This window comes from Hyphococcus luteus (assembly GCF_002943565.1).
GTDB lineage: Bacteria > Pseudomonadota > Alphaproteobacteria > Caulobacterales > Parvularculaceae > Hyphococcus > Hyphococcus luteus.
This window is the reverse complement of sequence record NZ_PJCH01000007.1, coordinates 140813-158173: the sequence shown is the minus strand read 5'-3', so window position 1 is coordinate 158173 and position 17361 is coordinate 140813. Positions and strand designations below refer to the sequence as shown.

The 17361-nt window shown below is 58.1% G+C and carries 14 protein-coding genes; 4 read left to right on the top strand and 10 right to left on the bottom strand.

Going from position 1 to position 17361, the window contains the following annotated elements; translation table 11 throughout:
- Positions 1 to 48: 48 nt before the first annotated feature.
- Entirely contained in the window at positions 49 to 381 is a 333-nt protein-coding gene (locus tag CW354_RS12180) for a hypothetical protein (protein WP_104830365.1), read from the bottom strand.
- On the opposite strand from CW354_RS12180, the gene tnpB reads away from it, so the two are divergent.
- Positions 380 to 736 carry an IS66 family insertion sequence element accessory protein TnpB gene (gene tnpB, locus CW354_RS12175; protein ID WP_104829984.1) on the top strand — a complete coding sequence of 119 codons (357 nt, stop codon included), beginning with the start codon at positions 380 to 382 and terminating at the stop codon, positions 734 to 736. The genes CW354_RS12180 and tnpB overlap by 2 nt on opposite strands.
- Before the next feature lie 52 nt (positions 737 to 788).
- Complete coding sequence (gene tnpC / locus CW354_RS12170) at positions 789 to 2423, top strand: IS66 family transposase (RefSeq protein ID WP_104828937.1); 1635 nt, start codon at positions 789 to 791, stop codon at positions 2421 to 2423.
- A gap of 77 nt (positions 2424 to 2500) precedes the next feature.
- Here the strand turns inward: tnpC and CW354_RS12165 are convergent, their stop codons facing one another.
- The 8 genes from CW354_RS12165 to CW354_RS12135 form a co-directional block, all read right to left on the bottom strand.
- The gene (locus tag CW354_RS12165) at positions 2501 to 3559 is read right to left on the bottom strand and encodes a Hint domain-containing protein (RefSeq protein WP_104830364.1); all 1059 of its coding nucleotides are present in this window, start codon (positions 3557 to 3559) and stop codon (positions 2501 to 2503) included.
- Positions 3560 to 3610: 51 nt separating this feature from the next.
- Positions 3611 to 4336, bottom strand: a complete 726-nt coding sequence (locus CW354_RS23095) for a hypothetical protein (RefSeq protein ID WP_133162296.1) — start codon at positions 4334 to 4336, stop codon at positions 3611 to 3613.
- Positions 4333 to 4863, bottom strand: coding sequence for a toxin-activating lysine-acyltransferase (locus tag CW354_RS12160; protein WP_104830363.1), 531 nt, complete (start codon positions 4861 to 4863; stop codon positions 4333 to 4335). The genes CW354_RS23095 and CW354_RS12160 overlap by 4 nt, the downstream gene beginning before the upstream one ends.
- A 483-nt stretch (positions 4864 to 5346) precedes the next feature.
- Positions 5347 to 6741 carry an HlyD family type I secretion periplasmic adaptor subunit gene (locus CW354_RS12155; protein WP_104830362.1) on the bottom strand — a complete coding sequence of 465 codons (1395 nt, stop codon included), beginning with the start codon at positions 6739 to 6741 and terminating at the stop codon, positions 5347 to 5349.
- Positions 6741 to 8900 carry a type I secretion system permease/ATPase gene (locus tag CW354_RS12150; RefSeq protein ID WP_104830361.1) on the bottom strand — a complete coding sequence of 720 codons (2160 nt, stop codon included), beginning with the start codon at positions 8898 to 8900 and terminating at the stop codon, positions 6741 to 6743. Before CW354_RS12150 ends, CW354_RS12155 begins: the two co-directional genes overlap by 1 nt.
- Positions 8901 to 9144: 244 nt before the next feature.
- Positions 9145 to 12447, bottom strand: coding sequence for a TonB-dependent receptor (locus CW354_RS12145; RefSeq protein ID WP_104830360.1), 3303 nt, complete (start codon positions 12445 to 12447; stop codon positions 9145 to 9147).
- Between the two features lie 286 nt (positions 12448 to 12733).
- Positions 12734 to 14497: an arginine--tRNA ligase gene (argS, locus tag CW354_RS12140; protein ID WP_104830359.1), complete on the bottom strand. Its 1764-nt coding sequence runs from the start codon at positions 14495 to 14497 to the stop codon at positions 12734 to 12736.
- Positions 14494 to 15060 (bottom strand): hypothetical protein, encoded by a 567-nt coding sequence (locus CW354_RS12135; RefSeq protein WP_104830358.1) that lies wholly within the window; start codon positions 15058 to 15060, stop codon positions 14494 to 14496. The genes argS and CW354_RS12135 overlap by 4 nt, the downstream gene beginning before the upstream one ends.
- A gap of 280 nt (positions 15061 to 15340) precedes the next feature.
- Between CW354_RS12135 and ispH the strand changes: the two genes are divergently transcribed.
- A complete protein-coding gene (gene ispH, locus CW354_RS12130) occupies positions 15341 to 16288 on the top strand; it encodes a 4-hydroxy-3-methylbut-2-enyl diphosphate reductase (RefSeq protein ID WP_104830376.1) in 948 nt (315 codons plus the stop codon).
- Between the two features lie 23 nt (positions 16289 to 16311).
- A complete protein-coding gene (rnhA, locus tag CW354_RS12125; protein ID WP_104830357.1) occupies positions 16312 to 16740 on the top strand; it encodes a ribonuclease HI in 429 nt (142 codons plus the stop codon).
- 106 nt (positions 16741 to 16846) lie between these two features.
- Here the strand turns inward: rnhA and CW354_RS12120 are convergent, their stop codons facing one another.
- Positions 16847 to 17329, bottom strand: a complete 483-nt coding sequence (locus tag CW354_RS12120; RefSeq protein ID WP_104830375.1) for a peroxiredoxin — start codon at positions 17327 to 17329, stop codon at positions 16847 to 16849.
- Positions 17330 to 17361: the final 32 nt, after the last annotated feature.

Here is a 17361-nt window from a genome sequence, read left to right as displayed (position 1 = left end):
GTAAGCGACGCCCGGACCCCACCTGTTCTTGACGGTCGGCGTGGGCCATCATTGTCTCATTGATGAATTTCCGCTTTGAGGCATTTGATTTTGACCAGTGATAGAACGCATTCCGACCATGAGCGGAATCCCGAACGTGACCATCGCCGCCGCGCGCGGCGTGAAGATTTTGTTGAGGTCGTTGTGGATGATGACGCCGGCGACCAGCCGCGGGGCGAAGATCGTTATCGTTCGGGGCGTGCGCGCCGTTTTGACCGTGATAACAGCTCGCCGATTGAGATAGAGGTCGGCGGGGCGACGGTGCGGGTTCTCCCGCGGACGGACCGGGTGCTGTTGAATATCGTGCTCGATGCGCTGCGCGGGCGGCGCTGACCAGCCCATGATCAACGGACATGCGCCGAAGCGCTTTTATCTCTATGCGAAGCCGGTCGACTTCCGCAAAGGCCATCAGGGCCTGTCGGTGATCGTCCAGGAAATCACCAAGATTGATCTGTTCTCCGGCGCGGCGTTCATCTTCCGGCCGAAAAACGCACACGCGGTGAAGATTTTGACCTGGGACAGCTCCGGGCTCGTGCTTGTGCATAAAAAGATCGAAGACCGGTCGTTTCGCTGGCCGCCGATTAATGACGGCGTGATGTCGCTGTCGCCGGTTCAGTTCAGCGCGCTTGTGGAAGGCATTGACTGGAGAAAAGTGCATACGGCGCGCCGAACGAGAAAGCCTAAAATTATCGCTTGAGTTTATCAAAAACTTGTTGGGAAAGAAAGCGAAACAGCGCACATTAATGTGCATGGATTTTCGCCTTGATCAGCTTCCTGACGATGCAGATGCGCTGAAGGCGATCATCGCTGCGCTGACGGTCGAAGCGCAGGCCGAAAAGGAAAAACTCACATCGGAAATCGCCGATCGCGACTGCAGCCTTGCGGAACGCGACGAAGAGATCGCCGGCCTGAAACATCGCGTCCAGTCACTGCAGGAATTAAACGACCGGCTCGACCATCATGTGCGGGTCCTCAATCGCGCCCAATATGGACGGCGTTCCGAAAAGCTCGACGCCGATCAGCTGGCGCTGCTGCTTGAAGACACCGCACAGGCGATCGGCGAAATCCAACAGGCGCAGGAAGCGTTTGAGCCGGCGCTCGCCGAAAAGCGGGCGCGCAAGGCCAATCTCGGCGCCTTGCCGGCGAGCCTGCCTCGTGAAGACCAGGTCATCGAGCCGGTAGCGAACGTCTGCGCCGATTGCGGCTGCGCCCTGCACGTCATCGGCGAAGACGTCTCCGAGCGGCTCGACATCGTGCCGCAAAGGCTGCGAGTGATCCGCACCCGCCGCCCGCGCTATGGCTGCCGCAAATGCGAGAACGCGCTGGTCCAGGCGCCGGCGGCGCCGCATATCATCAGAAGCGGCCTGCCGACGGAGCGGTTGATCGCTAATGTGGTGGTCTCAAAGTTCGGCGATTATCTTCCCGCCTACAGGCAAGCCGATATTTTTGCGAGGAGCGGCGTCGATCTTGACCGGTCGACGCTGTGCAACTGGATCGGGCGCGCGGCTTATGAAGTGCAGCCCGTCTATGATCGCCTCGTTATGGACATCAAGCAGTCCGAGCCGCTCTTTTGCGACGAAACGCCGATGCCGGTGCTTGCGCCCGGCAATGGCGAGGTGAAGAAAGGCCAGCTTTGGGCGCTGGCGCGCGATCCGCGGCCTTACGCTGGCGATGAGCCGCCTGCAGTCGCCTATTTTTATAAGCCGGGCCGCTGCAAGGGGAGCGCGGCTGAAGTGCTCGAAGGCGTGAGCGGCGCCGTGCAGGTCGACGGGCTTAGTTCTTACAAGGCGGTCGCCAACGACACTCAAAAGAACAGCCCTATCGCGCTGTCATTTTGCATGGCGCATTTGCGCCGCCGGTTCTTCGACGAGATCAAGGACGGATACGGATCGATCGCCAAGGAAGCGGTCCAGAAAATAGCCAGGATCTATGAGGTCGAAGACCCGATACGCGGCAAGCCGCCAAATCACCGGCGCGATGTGCGACAGGAAAAGGCCAAGCCCCTGATGGAAGAGTTCCATAAATGGCTGAAGGCGCAAAGCGAGATTCTGTCCCAGCGTTCAACGCTGATGGAGGATATCAATTACGCCTTCAATCATTGGGAAGGCCTGATGCGCTATCTCGATGACGGCAGGCTCGAAATCGACTCGAATTTTGTCGAGCGTTCGATTCGTCCGATTGCAATATTGCGCAAAAACAGCCTGTTCGCCGGCAACGCCGAGGGCGCTCACAGCTGGGCCCGGTTCGCCTCGCTCCTGACAACGTGCAAACTCAATGATGTCAATCCGGAAGACTATCTCACCGACATCTTCACCAAAATCGCCAACGGCTGGCCGCAGGCCCGCATCGACGAACTCTTGCCGTTCGCATACGCTGCAAAATAATTTACAATGTCAAAGAGCCAAGCGCGCAGATCATAGCACGCGTCAATCACCGCGTAACCGTGGGGTCCGCGCACCGCTTACATTGGGCGCTCATCTTCCAAAATTTTAGCCAGCGGCCTGAAGCCACCATTTATGTCAAGGAACAGATGACCTTTAGTGACATTGACGTCATTGAAAGATAAAACTGCTTCACTTTCTCCACGGTATACAGCTTCCACCCTGCAAGGTACGAGATCACCGCGCCCCGCATCTTCTTTGGCGTCAAATGCGAAAATTTCATCCCCTGGAACAACTTTTTCAATAGGAACCTTCTTCCCATTAGCCAGAAGGATTTGGGTTCCCGCAAGAAAACAACTTGCATAGTTGGGGGGTAATTCTCCTCTAATGGCTGTATCACCACCAGAATAACTTGAGGCATATTGAAGCTCAGCTGTTTGGGCTCCATCCAGACCGTCAAAACTATTTGTGACATTGAATCTGTCGCCATCATTTAAGGATGCTATCCAGTTTTCCGCGTCATCCTCTGAATCAAACAAAAGCGCGCGTGCATCTCCAAAGGGCGCTACATATGCTCTGTTTCCAGAATCGTCAGTTATAACCACCATAAAGGCGGACGACCCGTCTACTTTGAGATAACTTTGGATGCTAAAATCGACAGGAAATAAATTATCTGAGTCAACAGGATCTTGACTCGCCTCTTCATATTGCTCATCCCAAGCGGCCTCTGCCGCGTCAAAAACCACTGGATCGGTCCACGCGATGAGCGCCCTTACAGCGTCAATGTCTTGGTTTCCAAAGATGTCTGGGTAATCCGACTGTAACCTCTCGGCCTCATCGCGAGACATGAGCCAGGCACCAAGCTCTGCCTGCTCTTCTTCCGTTGCAAAATCGAGAGTCTTCCCTGCGATCAACACCTTTTCGCCGAATCTCACTATCCGACCGGAAGGCAGGACAACTGTAGTAAATTTAACCGCTGCCTCAGCAAGCACTATAAGGTTGTCGACGCTAAGCCCTAGGACATTTTTTTGTACTTTGCTCGCTGCGTTTGACAGATCGCCAAAGACTTCCCGCGGACAGTTCAAAAGGTCATCTGTACTATCTTCCAAAGTGATTATTTTATCATAGCAGTCTGACATTTACGTGCTCCGCGATCAAAAATTATTCAGCTCAATTCTACATGCCCAAGCCTATTCTTTGCGTATTGGTTTAATGAAGTTTGTTAGGTGTGACTTCCGGATTTTGTTGGAAGCATTAGCGCATTCAACTTTTCCGTACACACCGGGAGCGCTAAATTTAAAACTCGCCTCATATCGAGCGGCATAAATTTCTCCTGTTTTCAAATTATAAATTTCTTCACCAGAACGACGGACTTCATTGTCTTGTATCGTTCGGCGCACACCAAACGTAGATTGAAACTTATCTACCTCCCGCACGCCTATACAATATCTATCTAGAGCTTGCGATAGTTCGCTCCGGGGCATTGGCCCTATCCCAGCGTCTAATTGCTTCTTGCGCATGCGGTCAAAAAGATGGCAGTTATGATGACCGTGTGGATATCTCTCAAGTCTGAATCTTCCATTCGCTGGCGAAAACGAGTAATTATTCACTGTCTCTACATTGCTTTTTCGGTTGATAGCGAGTTCTACATAATCAAACTCGCCCAAGAGTAATCCATCAATGCATTTGCTGCGGCAAGTGCCGGTTACCCCATCCAGATAACTATGCACATAGAGCGGCGTAATGTCCTCGTCCCCGACCAGTGACGCGCAAAATGAGGACAATTCTGCCATCCAGTCGACATCCTCTGGGACGAGCCCCCCATCACTGTAATGAAATAGCTGAGCATTCGCACAACCAGCTAAAATGATAATTAGAATCAACCCAAATTTTATGCTCTTAATAAGAATCCTCATCCCCCGATCTCCCGTTCCGTGCGATTGCCCGTCGCGGGGTCGGTGACGTGGAATTTGAATTTCCTCTGCCCAAAGACGTTCTGAACGAGATCGGCGAGCATGGCCTCGACAAGCTTGTTTTCGGGCGTCGCCTGCGGCGCGACGAGATCGACGAGCCAGAGGCGGTCGCCGGATTTCCACTCCTGGGGCCTGAGCCGCGCGCCCTGGCCCGCTTCGACCTGCGCCTTGAACCGCGCCTCCGCCTCTTCGGAAAACTGCGCCCAGAGCGCGAAACCGACGGGCTGTTTCTCGCCGTGAAAAACCCGGAACTGCTCCAATAAAATCGCCGGCATGACCAGCCATTCGAGATCGCCGATGGCGAAATGCTTGTGCGTCGGCGATTGCGACATGAGCCAGGTGATTTCGCCGAGCATGTGAGAGACGGTGGGCTTGGCCGCGCCCGAGGCGCTGGCGGTTTTTTCCCTGTCGATGGCGCCGGCGCCGTTTGCGCCCGCCTCGCCTTCGCCTGAAACCGCTGTTTGCGACATGCCGGACCCTGCTCCCTTACCGCCGTTCCCGTTATTCTTCCCGGGACTTTTGGGGCCGCCTGCCGGCGGCCCGCCCGATTTCTTGTCATCACTCATCGTCACGTCTCCTCATTGCGGAAATTTGCACAAAGAGGATGCGTTCCCCGCGCACCGCACGCAAGCGCGCACCCTGCACATGGGCAAAACTCAACCGTCCGCGCACAAAGGCGCGCTTTGTTTCCTTATTTTTGAAACAACGCCAGCGCGACCCAGCGGGTCACGCCGCCCACACACAACAAACGCAACAAATGAGACACAACACCGGCAATATCGGGAAAAGCTGATTACGCTGCAAAGAAGCCTTTGCGCGCGCCGCATTTATTACGGCGCCGGCGCGTGAGCTTCACTTTCTCAGCGAAGTAACTCTCTTTCTCCCACACAACTATGCTTAAACCTTAACCGCGCTCATTCTGATGTAAACAATAAAATTACAATATTTTTATTTCACCGCTCGCGCAGGGCTTCGTCCCGGTACCGCAATAAAGGCGACAACAGAAATTCGATGATGCGGCGCGTGCCCGTTTTGATTTCCACAGTGGACGCCATGCCGGGAGACAAGGCGATGTCGCGACCGTCAATGCGAATCGTCTGGCGCGCGAGCTTTACGCGCCCCTGATAAACGAGACCAAGATTTTCATCCTGGATCGCGTCGTTCGAAATATCTTCGAGAACGCCGTCGATAACGCCGTATTTGGTGAAGGGAAAAGCTTCCAGCTTGACCTCGACGGCATCGCCCTCTTCGACAAAACCGATGTCCTTGTTCAGGATCATCGCGTCGACAACAAGCTCGCCTTCGCCCGGCACGACAACCAGCAAGGGATCAGCTGGCTTGACCACGGCGCCGACCGTATAGACGGAAAGCTGTTGAACGACGCCGTCGACGGGCGCTTTCAAACTTTGAAGATCGCGCCTCAGATCGGCCTTGTTGAGGTCCTCCCGTGCGAGCCGCGCCCGGGCTTCGGCTTCGGCGAGCTCAGCAAGAACGGTTTTTCGAAACTCTTCACGCAGCTGATCCAGCTCGCGATTGGCCGCTTCAATAGAGGCCTCAGCTTTGCGGCGCTGATCGCCGGCGATTTGCAGATCCTTTTCCATCGAGACCTGTCTTTCCTTGACCTCGAGGACCATCAGCCGCGCCGCATAGCCCTGTTCGAGCAGCTCTTCGCGCGCCGTCACCTGCTCGCGCACCATGGGCAGCGTTTCGCGCAACTTTGAAATCTGGCTGTCAATCACGGCGAGGTCGGCTGTGCGTTCATCGCGTTGTTTGATCAGCGCCGCCTGGCGCGCTTTATATTCAGCGATTTGCGCGTCTATCAGCGCGCGCTGCCGCGCCGCCACGGCGGGATCGACGCCGTCGTCAGCGAAGCGGGGTTCGCCGCCAAGAATGAACGCCAGCAAGGCTTCGCCGCGCGCCAGATCAATCTCTGCAATCCCCAGCTGCTCGCGGGCCTGCACCTGCTCCGCCGCCGCGTTCGTCGGATCGAAATCAATAAGCACGTCCCCCGCAGCGACACGGTCGCCATCGGTCACATAGACGGCGCGCACGACGCCTACATCCGGCGCCTGAATGACTTTTACACGCTCGCGCGGCAAGATTTTGCCGGCGGCGGTCGCCACAACGTCCACCCGGCCGAACACAGCCCATAAAACCGCGATCGTAAAAAACGCCATGATCGTCCATAAAATGGCGCGCCCGATCGGCGATGGCGGCTTTTCCATAATTTCAAGAGCGGCGGGAAGAAAAGCATGTTCTTTATGGCGCCGGCGCGATTTACGGTTTTCGTTTTCTTCGCGCCAGGCGGCTTTCAGCACCGTCCAATGCTTTGACAATGCTGAGAACATCACTCCGCCGCTCCGGCCAGGCCCATTTGCTTACGCCACAACCGTGCATAAATCCCGTCTCGCTCGAGCAAGGCTTGATGACTGCCCTCCTCGACGATTTCGCCTTTATCGAGCGCGATAATACGGTCGGCCTGGCGTATGGCGGACAGCCGGTGCGCAATGATCATAACAGTCCGCCCGCGGGCCATCACTTTCAGATTATTTTGAATTATTTCTTCGCTTTCGGCGTCCAGCGCGCTCGTCGCCTCATCGAAAACCAGAATGCGCGGATTGGTCAGCAGCGCTCTGGCGATAGCGATCCGCTGGCGCTGGCCGCCGGACAAATTGCCGCCGCGCTCGTCAATTTGCGTGTCATAGCCTTCGGAAAGCTGCAGAATAAAATCATGAGCGCCGGCAAGCTGCGCCGCCGCCATAACCGAATTCATATCGCGCGCCGGATCAGATAAAGCGATATTCTCACGGACCGGGCGTTTAAACAGAATATTCTCTTGAAGAACGACGCCAATCTGCCGCCGCAGCCAGGCCGGATCCGCCAGGGTCAGGTCAATGCCGTCGATAAGCACCCGCCCGCTCTCAGGCACATACATGCGCTGAACCAGTTTCGCGAGCGTCGACTTGCCGGAGCCCGAAGGGCCGACAATCCCAAGAATTTCGCCGGGCTGCAGCGAAAAATTCACCCGCCTCAACACTTCCGGCCCGTCGGGACGATATCGGAACGTGACTTGTTCAAACCGGATATCCCCTTTGATCTCGCCAAGATTGGTTCTGTTCGGATTATGAGAGGGTTCCGCCGGCGTGTTTAAAACATCGCCGAGGCGTGCAACAGAGATACGCATTTGCTGAAAATCCTGCCACAATTGGGCGAGGCGCAAAATGGGCATTGCAACCCGCCCCGCGAGCATGTTGAACGCAACGAGCTGACCGATGGTGATGTCGCCGTTAATGGCCAGCTTTGCACCAAAATATAGAGTCGCCGCTATAGTCAGCTTGTTGACAAGCTGTACAGACTGGCTGCCCCAATTGCCAAGCATGTTTGCGCTGAACGAGGACCCCACATAACCCGCCAGCTTTTCCTCCCACTGGCGCTTCATCTGCGGTTCAACCGCCATGGCCTTCAGCGTCTCGACGCCCACAACGCTCTCTACAAGGAAGGCCTGATTTTCCGCGCCGCGCTTGAATTTCTCGTCAAGCCGCGCGCGCAAAGGCGGCGTGATGAACACGCTGATCAAAATATAAAAAGGCAATGACGCCGCGACGATCAACGTCAAGAACGGCGAATAAAGATACATGACGGCGAAAAAGACGACGGTGAAAAAAAGATCGAGAATCAGCGTGACGGACGATGACGTCAGAAAATCCCGAATATTTTCCAGTTCGCGGACCCGCGCCACGGAATGGCCGACCGGCCTCGATTCAAAGTAAGAAAGCGGAAGCCGCAACAAATGATCGAACAGGCGCGAGCCAAGCTCGACATCGACGCGGTTCGTCGTATGTGAAAACACATAAGTGCGAAGCGCGCCCATCAGCACTTCAAAGACAGAGACGACGGCGAGGCCGAGCAGCATGACATCAAGCGTCGTCAGGCCTTTATGGACCAGCACCTTGTCAATGACGACCTGGAAGAAAAGCGGCGTAATAAGGCCGAACAGTTGCAGAAAAAACGACGCCGCCAGCACGTCGCCCAAAAGGCCGCGATATTTGACCAACGCGGGAATAAACCAGGAAACATCAAAAGCGCGTTCGTCGCCCGCCAGCTTGGACCGCGTCGTCACCAGCAGGAGTTCGCCGGACCAGCGCGCTTCGAAATCGGACAGAGCCAACGTCGCAGGCTTGCCTTCAGCCGGATCCTGAACGAGCACCCGGTCCTCGCCATATTTCCCCAAGATAAAATATCCGCCGTGCCGCCAGCGACCGATCGCAGGAAGAGGATAATCCGCAAGATCTTGTCCGGTCTTAAGGCGCGTCACCTTGGAGCGCGCGCCGAGCCGTTTTGCGAGGCGTGCAAGATCGCCCGGCTCGGGAGAGGCCGCCTCGGCGCCAAGCTGGTGCTTCAACTGAGCCGGCTCGGCGGCGATCTGCAAAAATTTCAGGATCAGCGCAAGGCAGACGAGACCTGAATCATCGCCCGGTCCCGCTTCCTCAGTATTGACCGAATCCAATAGCCCGCCCTCGTTTTTATTATCTATACTTTGAACGTGAACCGTTGACCGGACGAAAGTCAATATATCGATCGAGCAGGCATGAAAGCCATTGAAAAGAAAAAAGAAGGGCGCTTCTCCAATTAAGAGCAGCCGTTCCCGGCGATCGCCACTATCCGTTTCTGCGCGCCGCCCTCATTGGACGCAGCTCTAAAAAAGAAAAAGGCGAGCCAAGGCCCGCCTTTTCCGGATATTCCCGTAAGGATTAGAAATCGAGGCGAATGCCCACGCGGATCTTGTAGACCGACTGGGACAGGTTCGCGAAGGAGGCCGGCTGCTCGCTGAAGGACTCATACCGGTAAAGACAGTCGCCTTCGCTGACGCAGACGGTCGCCGGATCATTGCCGGTCAGCGCCGTTGCGCCGTCAATGCCGTTCATGGCGACATCGTCGGCGCTTACAAGATCGGCGATAACAACGCCTTGCGTGTCGAAGCCCGGCGCATCGTAACGCGTACCCCATTTGTCGTTGATGAGGTTCGCCACGTTGAAGATGTCGACGACAAGCTTCAAACGGTTTTCGTCAAGACGATCCCAACCGAAATTGGCGAACGGCAGATCCTGCTGGAAGCGGAAGCTCCAAAGCTGGTTCCACTGACCCCGGCGAGAGTTTTTGCCGATGATCGCTCCCTGCTCGTAGCCTTGCTCATTGACGAAAGATTCGAACGCGCCGCCGTCAAAGCCGGAGGCGAAGACAACGCCGGCGTCCGACGACATGCCGCCCGACATGGCCGGGATGTAAAGCAGGTCGTTGTCATACGGCGATTCAAAGTTGCCGGCGCGGCCGAACAGCGGGTTCGATGAGGAAACGTTGAACACGTAGCTGAACGGATCGCCCGACTGAATGGAGCCGAACAGATCGAGGCGGGTGATCAGGTCGCCGAAGAAATTATTCTCGTAACCAAGATTGATGTTGAAGGCGTGCTTGGTTTCGAACGGCGCCGTGCCAACTTCCGGGTTGTTCCGGTCAAAGGTCACGAGCGAACGCCAGTTGGAAACAGCGCGAGACGACGTGCCCGGCGTCACGCTGTCGACGTCCTGATAAGCGTAGGAAGCGTCGAAATTAAAGCCGTTTTCATACTGCTTGGCCAACGCCACCGAGAAGATGTGGCTGCGGCCGCCGCTGACATTACCAAGCTCGACGGCGTTATCGACGCCAATTTCCTGCAGGTTGGCGTAGATCGGCCGGCCGTCGGGCGCAACGCCCTGAGCAAGGCCCAGCTCGGTTTGCGCAAGGTTCCGCCAGACAAAGTCGTCTTTGATCTTCGAATAGAGATACTGAACCGTGATCTGGTAATCCGTGCCGAGATTGATCGAACCGAAATCGAGATCGAAGCCCTGAGTAAGACGGACGGAGCCCTTCCATTGCGAAGGAATCTTAAAGTCAGGTGAGATCGTGTCAATGAAAGTCGGCGTCGTCGGATCAGAGTTAGCGACTTCGTTGATCAGGCTCGACGGGATCATGCCAGGCGTCACACCATCAAAAGTGCCGCTGACAGAAAATATCTGCGGCTGGAACGCGTTTGAAACCCAAACTTGCGGGTTGCCGCCGGAAAAGAGGCCGAAACCGCCCGAAATCGTCGTCCGGTCGAACGGCTCATAGTTGAAGCCGAAACGCGGCTGAATAATGTCGACGCCATCCAGATTGTCTGTGTTGGTGCGGCCATAGGCAGCCATGAAGTCTGCACGCGCCGGCGGCTCATCGCTCTGGAAGAAGCGCTCGTAACGAACGCCCACATTGAAAGCAAAGTTTGGCGTAAACTGCCACTCATCCTGAACGAAGAGGCTCATCTTGCTGTAGCCCCAAGTCGCTGCAGCGTCGTTTTTGTCATTCGTGATGACGTTGCGGTACGCCACATCAACGCCCGTGTTGTTGTCGAGCTCATCAAGGCTTTCGTAAATGAATGTGCCGTTCGAGTCGGACAGGAATAGGTTGCGAAGCTCGTAATTCTCGTACTCCCCGCCGAATGTCGTGACGTGATCTTGCCACTCATAATTGCCCGAAGCAAAAATCTGCAGGCGGTTGTCGTCGAATTCGTTGCCATGACGGAAACGGTCGCAGCCTGCGACAAACGTCTGGTCGCCGAACACCACCGGATCGATCAAGCCGGCAAAAGCCGGATCCATGGCGACGTCCGCGCCTTCAAGCTGAAGCTGGATTTCGCTGAAATCACTTCCAGCACGGCAATTCTGACCGCGGACATTGTCTTTATAGCCGACGCGAAGCGCAGTCGAGAAATTGTCCGTCCAGTCAGAGTAGATGCCCCCCGAATACGTGTCGAGATCCTGAGGCGTATCGTACCAGGCCGAGGTGAAGCTCGTCGACGAAACGGACGTGCCGGTCTCGCGGGTGCGCTGATAGCTTGCTTCGAGACGGTGGTCTTCGTTGATATTCCAGTCGATTTTGCCAAGGAACCGCTTCGTGCTGGTTGGCAAGGATGTGGAACCCGGACGACCGCCAGGGTTAAAGTTGGTGCCATCCTGAATGCGATCATTCAACGTGCTGTAGAATGTCGTCGGATCGAGGATGCCGTTTTGAGCATCCGTGCCGGCGAAGTTCGCAGGAGACGCTGATTTGAAGTTTTCGTAGCTGGCGAAAAAGAACAGCTTGTCTTTGATGACAGGGCCGCCGAGGCTGAGACCCCATTCACGCTCCTTAAATTCAGAAGCGGGAACTAGCGTGCCGTCAGAAATCTCGCCGAGGAAGTTCTGGCCGGAACGGAACCAGTAGCCCGAACCGTGAAACTCATTCGTGCCCGATTTCGTCACGACGTTGATCAGGCCGCCCTGGAAACCGCTTGATTCAACATCATAGCTCGACGCCACAACAGAGGCGGATTCGATTGAATCCAGCGAAATCGGCGAGCGCGCCGTCGGATAGATGGACGAAGACAGGCCGAAATCGTCGCCCTGCAGCACGCCGTCAAGCGCCAAGGCGTTGTAGCGCGGGTTCACGCCGGCAATGGAGATTTCGCCTGTGCCGGAGCCGCGATTGACGAGCGGATCGCGCACAAGCGTGTCGACGACGTCGCGGGTAACGGAAGGCTGGTTGGCGATGTCAGAAGCGTCGAAGGCGGAACCGGCGCCGTTGTTAAGATCGATCGACGGCGCGCGAGTGCCAAGAACGATGATTTCGTCAGACGTCGCCAAGCGCCGCAAGTCGATGACGACGCGTTGGGCGCTGCCCGGCTCGAGATAAACGCCCTCGACAACTTCCGGCTCAAAGCCCGGGGCGCTGACAGTAAGCGTGTAGGGGCCGCCGACGCGCAGGCCGCTTTCGAAGAAGGTGCCGTTCGCGGAGGTCGTCGCCGAAGAGGCGGTGCCCGACGGCGCGTGAACGATTGACACAGTTGCACCTGACAGCGGCGAACCGTCTGCAGAGATAACCGTGCCGCGAATGCTGGCGTCAGTCTGCTGCGCATGCGCCGGCGTCGGCGCGACGACCGTCGTGAAGGCGGTCGTAATCGCAATCGCCGCCACGCCGGCGGAGAGCGTTTTCATTAGCTTCATGTTGATATTCCCCAAGCTGAATCTGCTGCACTGCTGCTTTAGTGTGCAGCGCGAAATACGCGACAGGCCTTAGGTAAACTAGATGACAATTGCGTGACAACGACAGCTTGTTCTTCTAAATCTTTTGTGACGTCTGAAGCGGTTTATTGAAAACGCAATCTTGTGGAAAATAACATCAAGATTCACGCGCGCTTAGCGCGTGAGCGTTATGGCGTAACAGCATTTTCCGCTAAGCCCCGGCGAATTTTACAGCAAGAGTGTGGACCGGGCGCCACAGCTTCGCGCGCTACATGCGCTCCGGCGCCGAAAATCCGAGCAGGGAAAGAATGAGATCGAGCTGGCCGCCGACGGCGGACGCCAGCGCAAGGCGCGAGGCGCGCAGTTTCGCATCCCCCTCATCGACGATCCGGCAGGCGGCGTAGAACTTCGAAAAGGTCTGGGCGAGCGTGAAGGCGTGGTCGCAGAGAAGATGCGGCAGGCGCTTGGCGTAAGCATCGCGCAGCGCATCGGCGAACCCGAGCAGCACCAGCGCCAAGTCGACCTCTTCCGGCGCGGCGAGCATGGCGGGCCCCGCCTCGCCCGCGCCTGCCGTCTTCGCCTTGGCGATGACCGAGCGCACCCGCACGCTGGCGTATAGAAGATAAGGCCCGGTCTTGCCTTCAAACGCCATGAAGCGGTCGAGATCGAAAATATAATCGCTGGTGCGCGGATTGGAGAGATCGGCGAATTTCAAGGCCGCGACGCCCACTTGGCGCGCCACTTCCCGGGTCTCCGCTTCGCCATAGCCTTCCGCAAAGCCGTTCTCTTCAAGGCGCTCGCGGGCTTTGTCCGTCACCGTTTCGATCAGGTCCCTGAGCTTCAGCGTGCCGCCGGCGCGGGTCTTGAACGGCTTGCCGTCCTTGCCGTTCATGGTCCCGAACCAGAGATGCTCGAGCCGCGCCTCGTCGAAATAGCCGGCCTTGGCGACGGCCCGGAACACTTGTTCGAAGTGCAGCCGCTGGCGCGCGTCCACCACATAGAGGATGCGGTCGGGGTCGAGCGCGCGCTTGCGGTCGACAATGGTGGCGATGTCCGTCGCGTGATAGCCCACCGCCCCTTCGGAATTGAGGAAGATGATCGGCGGCATCTCTTTGTTGTCGTCCTCGCGGGCGACGCGGATGATCTCAGCGCCGTCCGATTCCTCGAGAACGCCGCGCTTTTTAAGGTCCTCCGTCAGCTCCGGGATCAGGGGATCGGCGTCCGCCTCGCCTTTCCAGAGATCGAACTCGACCTCGAGATCGGCGTAGTCTTTTTTCATGGCGTTGACGGAAAGCGTCACGAAATGGCGCCACAGGGCGACATAGCCGGGCCGGCCAGCCTGCAGCGCCTTGGTCGCCTTGCGGGCGAGGTCGGCGCGGGCCGGGTCGTCTTTGCACGCCGCCGAAGCCGCGGGATACATTTCCTCAAGATCGGAAAGACTTATGGGCGGCTCTTCAGGAAACGGCCCTTCCGCCTGGGGGTCGAAATAAACGAGGTCCGGCTGGCGCAGTTCGAGCTCGGAGATGAGCTGGCCCATCTGCAGGCCCCAGTCGCCGAGATGCACGTCGCCGGTCACGTCGTCGCCGGCGAACCGCATGATCCGTTTCAGACTCTCGCCGATGATCCCGGCGCGCAGATGGCCCACATGCAAGGGCTTGGCGACATTCGGCCCGCCATAATCGATGACGATCTTTTCGGGCGTTTCTTTTTCCCAGCCGCCGAACCGGCCGTCGGCGCCGAGCGCGTCGATGCGGGCCGCGAGGAAATCCGGCGTCAGCTTGAGATTGATGAAGCCCGGCCCGGCGACCGTGACTTCGGAAAATTCCGGGCGCGCGGACAGTCTATCGGCGACGGCGCCCGCAATCTCGCGCGGATTCTTCTTCGCTGCTTTCGCGGCGGCGAGCGCGCCGTTGCACTGGAACTGGGCGAGATCAGGCCGGTCGGCGGCTTTCACCGCGCCCAGCCCTGCGTCCAGCCCTTCGGCGGCGAAGGCTTCGCCGGCGATGGCCGACAATTCGTCTTTCAGGGTCATTTCAGATCGGGAAACTTCAGGCTCTTGCCGGAGCGGTTGAAGATCGCCTGTTTCGGCGTCACCGAAAAGCCGACAATGATTTCAAAATTGAGGCCGGAGATGTTTTCGCCCGCGCGCGGAATCTCCACCTTGTCGATATCGACCTGCTCCACCTGGATCGGCTCGTCCTCGCTGAATTTGACAGGGATCTGGAATTCCTTCTTGGCGATCACCTCGGAGTCCTTGCGGGTGACGGCGACGAAATAGGTAAACAGCTTTTCATCCTCTTCGCCCTTCGGCCCGCGCCCGAAAGCAAGGTCCATAGTGATGCCCGCCTCGATCGGTTCGTCGGCGTAATACCGGCAGGTGGAGGTCACATCGACCATCTCGCCTGAATAGGCGATGTTATCCGCGCTCTCTTCCCCGTCGAACTCGATGAACCGGGAAGCTTCGTTCAGGATCAGGATGTTGGGACAGGGGGCCGGATTGGCTTCCCGGGCGGCGCGCGCTTTCTTGGAGCTGGCGCACCCCGTCAGCGCGGCGGCGGCTGCGGCGAAAAGCGCTGTCGCGAGGAGTTTTTTCATCGGCCCGAACCCTTATATTTATTCCACAAATTCGCCTTGGGGCCGCCTTTCCGGCGCCCGGACTGGACGGTAGTCCGGAGTTCGCCGCGGCGGCGCCCAAACGAGGGCAGCCTCTCGTAGCGTCTCGCCGCCGGGGGCGCAATCACCGAATCGGCGTCCCCCTGAAGAGAAGGCCCGCGCCGGATGCGGCGTCAAACCCGCGGAAAATTAGGGCCCGCGGAAAGTTAGGGGCATGGAAACGAAATGGCCGCTAGAAAGGCCCATGAGGAGCGCAGCTGACATGACAGCTCCAAAACCGCCCGTCGCGGTGCGTCTTGCGAGTCCGCGCGGCTTTTGCGCCGGCGTGGAGCGCGCGATTCGCACCGTCGAAGACACGCTCGCCGCCTATGGCGCGCCGGTCTATGTGCGCCACGAGATCGTTCACAACAATCATGTGGTCGCCCGCCTCTCGGCCATGGGCGCGGTTTTCGTCGAAAATCTCGAGGACGTTCCCGCCGACCGGCCTGTCGTCTTCTCCGCCCATGGCGCGCCGAAAGCGGCCCATGACCAGGCGTCGGCCCGCAAGCTCGTCAAAATCGACGCCACCTGCCCGCTGGTCCTCAAAGTCCATTCGCAAACCCGCCGCCATATCGCCGCCGGCCGCAAGGTCATTCTCATCGGCCATCGCGGCCATCCGGAAGTCGTCGGCACGATGGGCCAGGCGCCGGAAGGCTCGGTCATCCTGGTTGAAAGCATTGCGGACGTGGCCGCCCTGCCGGACGCCAAAGGGCCCCTCGCCTATGCGACGCAGACGACTCTCTCCGTCGACGAGACCCGCGACATTCTCGCCGCGCTCAAGGAGCGCTTTCCGCAAATCGCCGGACCGGCGAAAGAAGACATCTGTTACGCCACCTCGAACCGGCAGCAGGCGGTGAAAGCGAGCGCGGCGGGGACCGACCTCTTCATCGTCATCGGCTCGCCGACCTCATCGAATTCCGTGCGGCTCGTGGAGACGGCGCGCGCCGCCGGCGCGAAAGACGCCGTGCTTTTGGAAGACGCCGAAGCCGCGGACTGGGCGCGTATCGCCAAGGCGCGCGTGATCGGGCTTTCCGCCGGCGCCTCGGCGCCGGAAACGCTTGTCGAGGAGTTCTTGACCGCGCTGGCGGCGCGCCGCACGGTGCGCGTCGAAACCGTTGAGACCGCGCGCGAGACGATCACTTTCAAATCTCCGCTGCGGCTCGCCAGCTAGGACCAAACCAGCAGGAATTGCACATGATCGAAGTCTTTACCGACGGCGCCTGCCTCGGCAATCCGGGGCCCGGCGGCTGGGGTGTTTTGATTATTGAAGACGGCGCCCGCCGGGAGCTGAACGGCGGCGAAGAGGCGACGACCAACAACCGCATGGAGATGTTCGCGGCCATCCGCGCGCTCGAGGAAACGCCGAAGGGCGCGAGCGTCGTCATCCACACCGACAGCCAGTATGTGAAGAACGGCATCACCGGCTGGATCAAGGGCTGGAAGCGCAATGGCTGGAAGAACGCGGCGAAAAAGCCGGTGAAGAACCGCGATCTCTGGGAAAGGCTCGACGCGCTCGCCGAGGAACGCGATGTCGACTGGCGCTGGGTGAAGGGCCATGACGGCCACCCGGAAAACGAACGCGCCGACGCGCTCGCCTGTCAGGCGGCGCAGGCTTTCGCCTGATCCTTCGAGACGCCCGAACGCCTCTTCATCCTGAGGGCGCGCATGAAATGCGCGCGGACTCGAAGGACGAAGAGACGTTCAGGCTCCTCAGGATGAAGATCGAATATTAAAGCTGGCCGAGCATGTGTTCGGCGCTGGAGACGTCAAAAGCGCCGGGCGCTTCGACATTCAGTTCTTTGACGACGCCATTGTCGATGACGGCGGAAAAACGCTGCGAGCGCTCGCCCATGCCGAAACCCGTGCCGTCCATGACAAGGCCGAGGGCGCGGGCGAAATCGCCATTGCCGTCCGCCAGCATGACGACTTTGTCGCCGGTCTTTTGATCCTCGCCCCAGGCATTCATCACGAAAGCGTCGTTCACCGACATGCAGACGATCTTGTCGACGCCTTTCGATTTAAACTCATCCGCTTTTTCAACGAAGCCCGGCAGGTGTTTCGCCGAACAGGTCGGCGTGAATGCACCGGGTACGGAGAATAGCGCTACTTTGCCCGAGCCCAAGAGCTCGCCGGTCTGCGCCGCCTGCGGGCCTTCGCCCGTGGCCACCATGACTTTCACGTCCGGAATTTTGTCGCCGACAGCAATGGTCACGTTCAATTCTCCTTTGTCATTGCTTCTGCGGG

Coding starts and splice junctions, on each gene's coding strand:
- tnpB (WP_104829984.1), top strand. CDS start 380: ATGATCAACGGACATGCGCCGAAGCGCTTTTATCTCTATGCGAAGCCG.
- CW354_RS12180 (WP_104830365.1), bottom strand. CDS start 381: ATGGGCTGGTCAGCGCCGCCCGCGCAGCGCATCGAGCACGATATTCAA.
- tnpC (WP_104828937.1), top strand. CDS start 789: ATGGATTTTCGCCTTGATCAGCTTCCTGACGATGCAGATGCGCTGAAG.
- CW354_RS12165 (WP_104830364.1), bottom strand. CDS start 3,559: ATGTCAGACTGCTATGATAAAATAATCACTTTGGAAGATAGTACAGAT.
- CW354_RS23095 (WP_133162296.1), bottom strand. CDS start 4,336: ATGAGGATTCTTATTAAGAGCATAAAATTTGGGTTGATTCTAATTATC.
- CW354_RS12160 (WP_104830363.1), bottom strand. CDS start 4,863: ATGTCGCAAACAGCGGTTTCAGGCGAAGGCGAGGCGGGCGCAAACGGC.
- CW354_RS12155 (WP_104830362.1), bottom strand. CDS start 6,741: ATGTTCTCAGCATTGTCAAAGCATTGGACGGTGCTGAAAGCCGCCTGG.
- CW354_RS12145 (WP_104830360.1), bottom strand. CDS start 12,447: ATGAAGCTAATGAAAACGCTCTCCGCCGGCGTGGCGGCGATTGCGATT.
- argS (WP_104830359.1), bottom strand. CDS start 14,497: ATGACCCTGAAAGACGAATTGTCGGCCATCGCCGGCGAAGCCTTCGCC.
- CW354_RS12135 (WP_104830358.1), bottom strand. CDS start 15,060: ATGAAAAAACTCCTCGCGACAGCGCTTTTCGCCGCAGCCGCCGCCGCG.
- ispH (WP_104830376.1), top strand. CDS start 15,341: ATGACAGCTCCAAAACCGCCCGTCGCGGTGCGTCTTGCGAGTCCGCGC.
- rnhA (WP_104830357.1), top strand. CDS start 16,312: ATGATCGAAGTCTTTACCGACGGCGCCTGCCTCGGCAATCCGGGGCCC.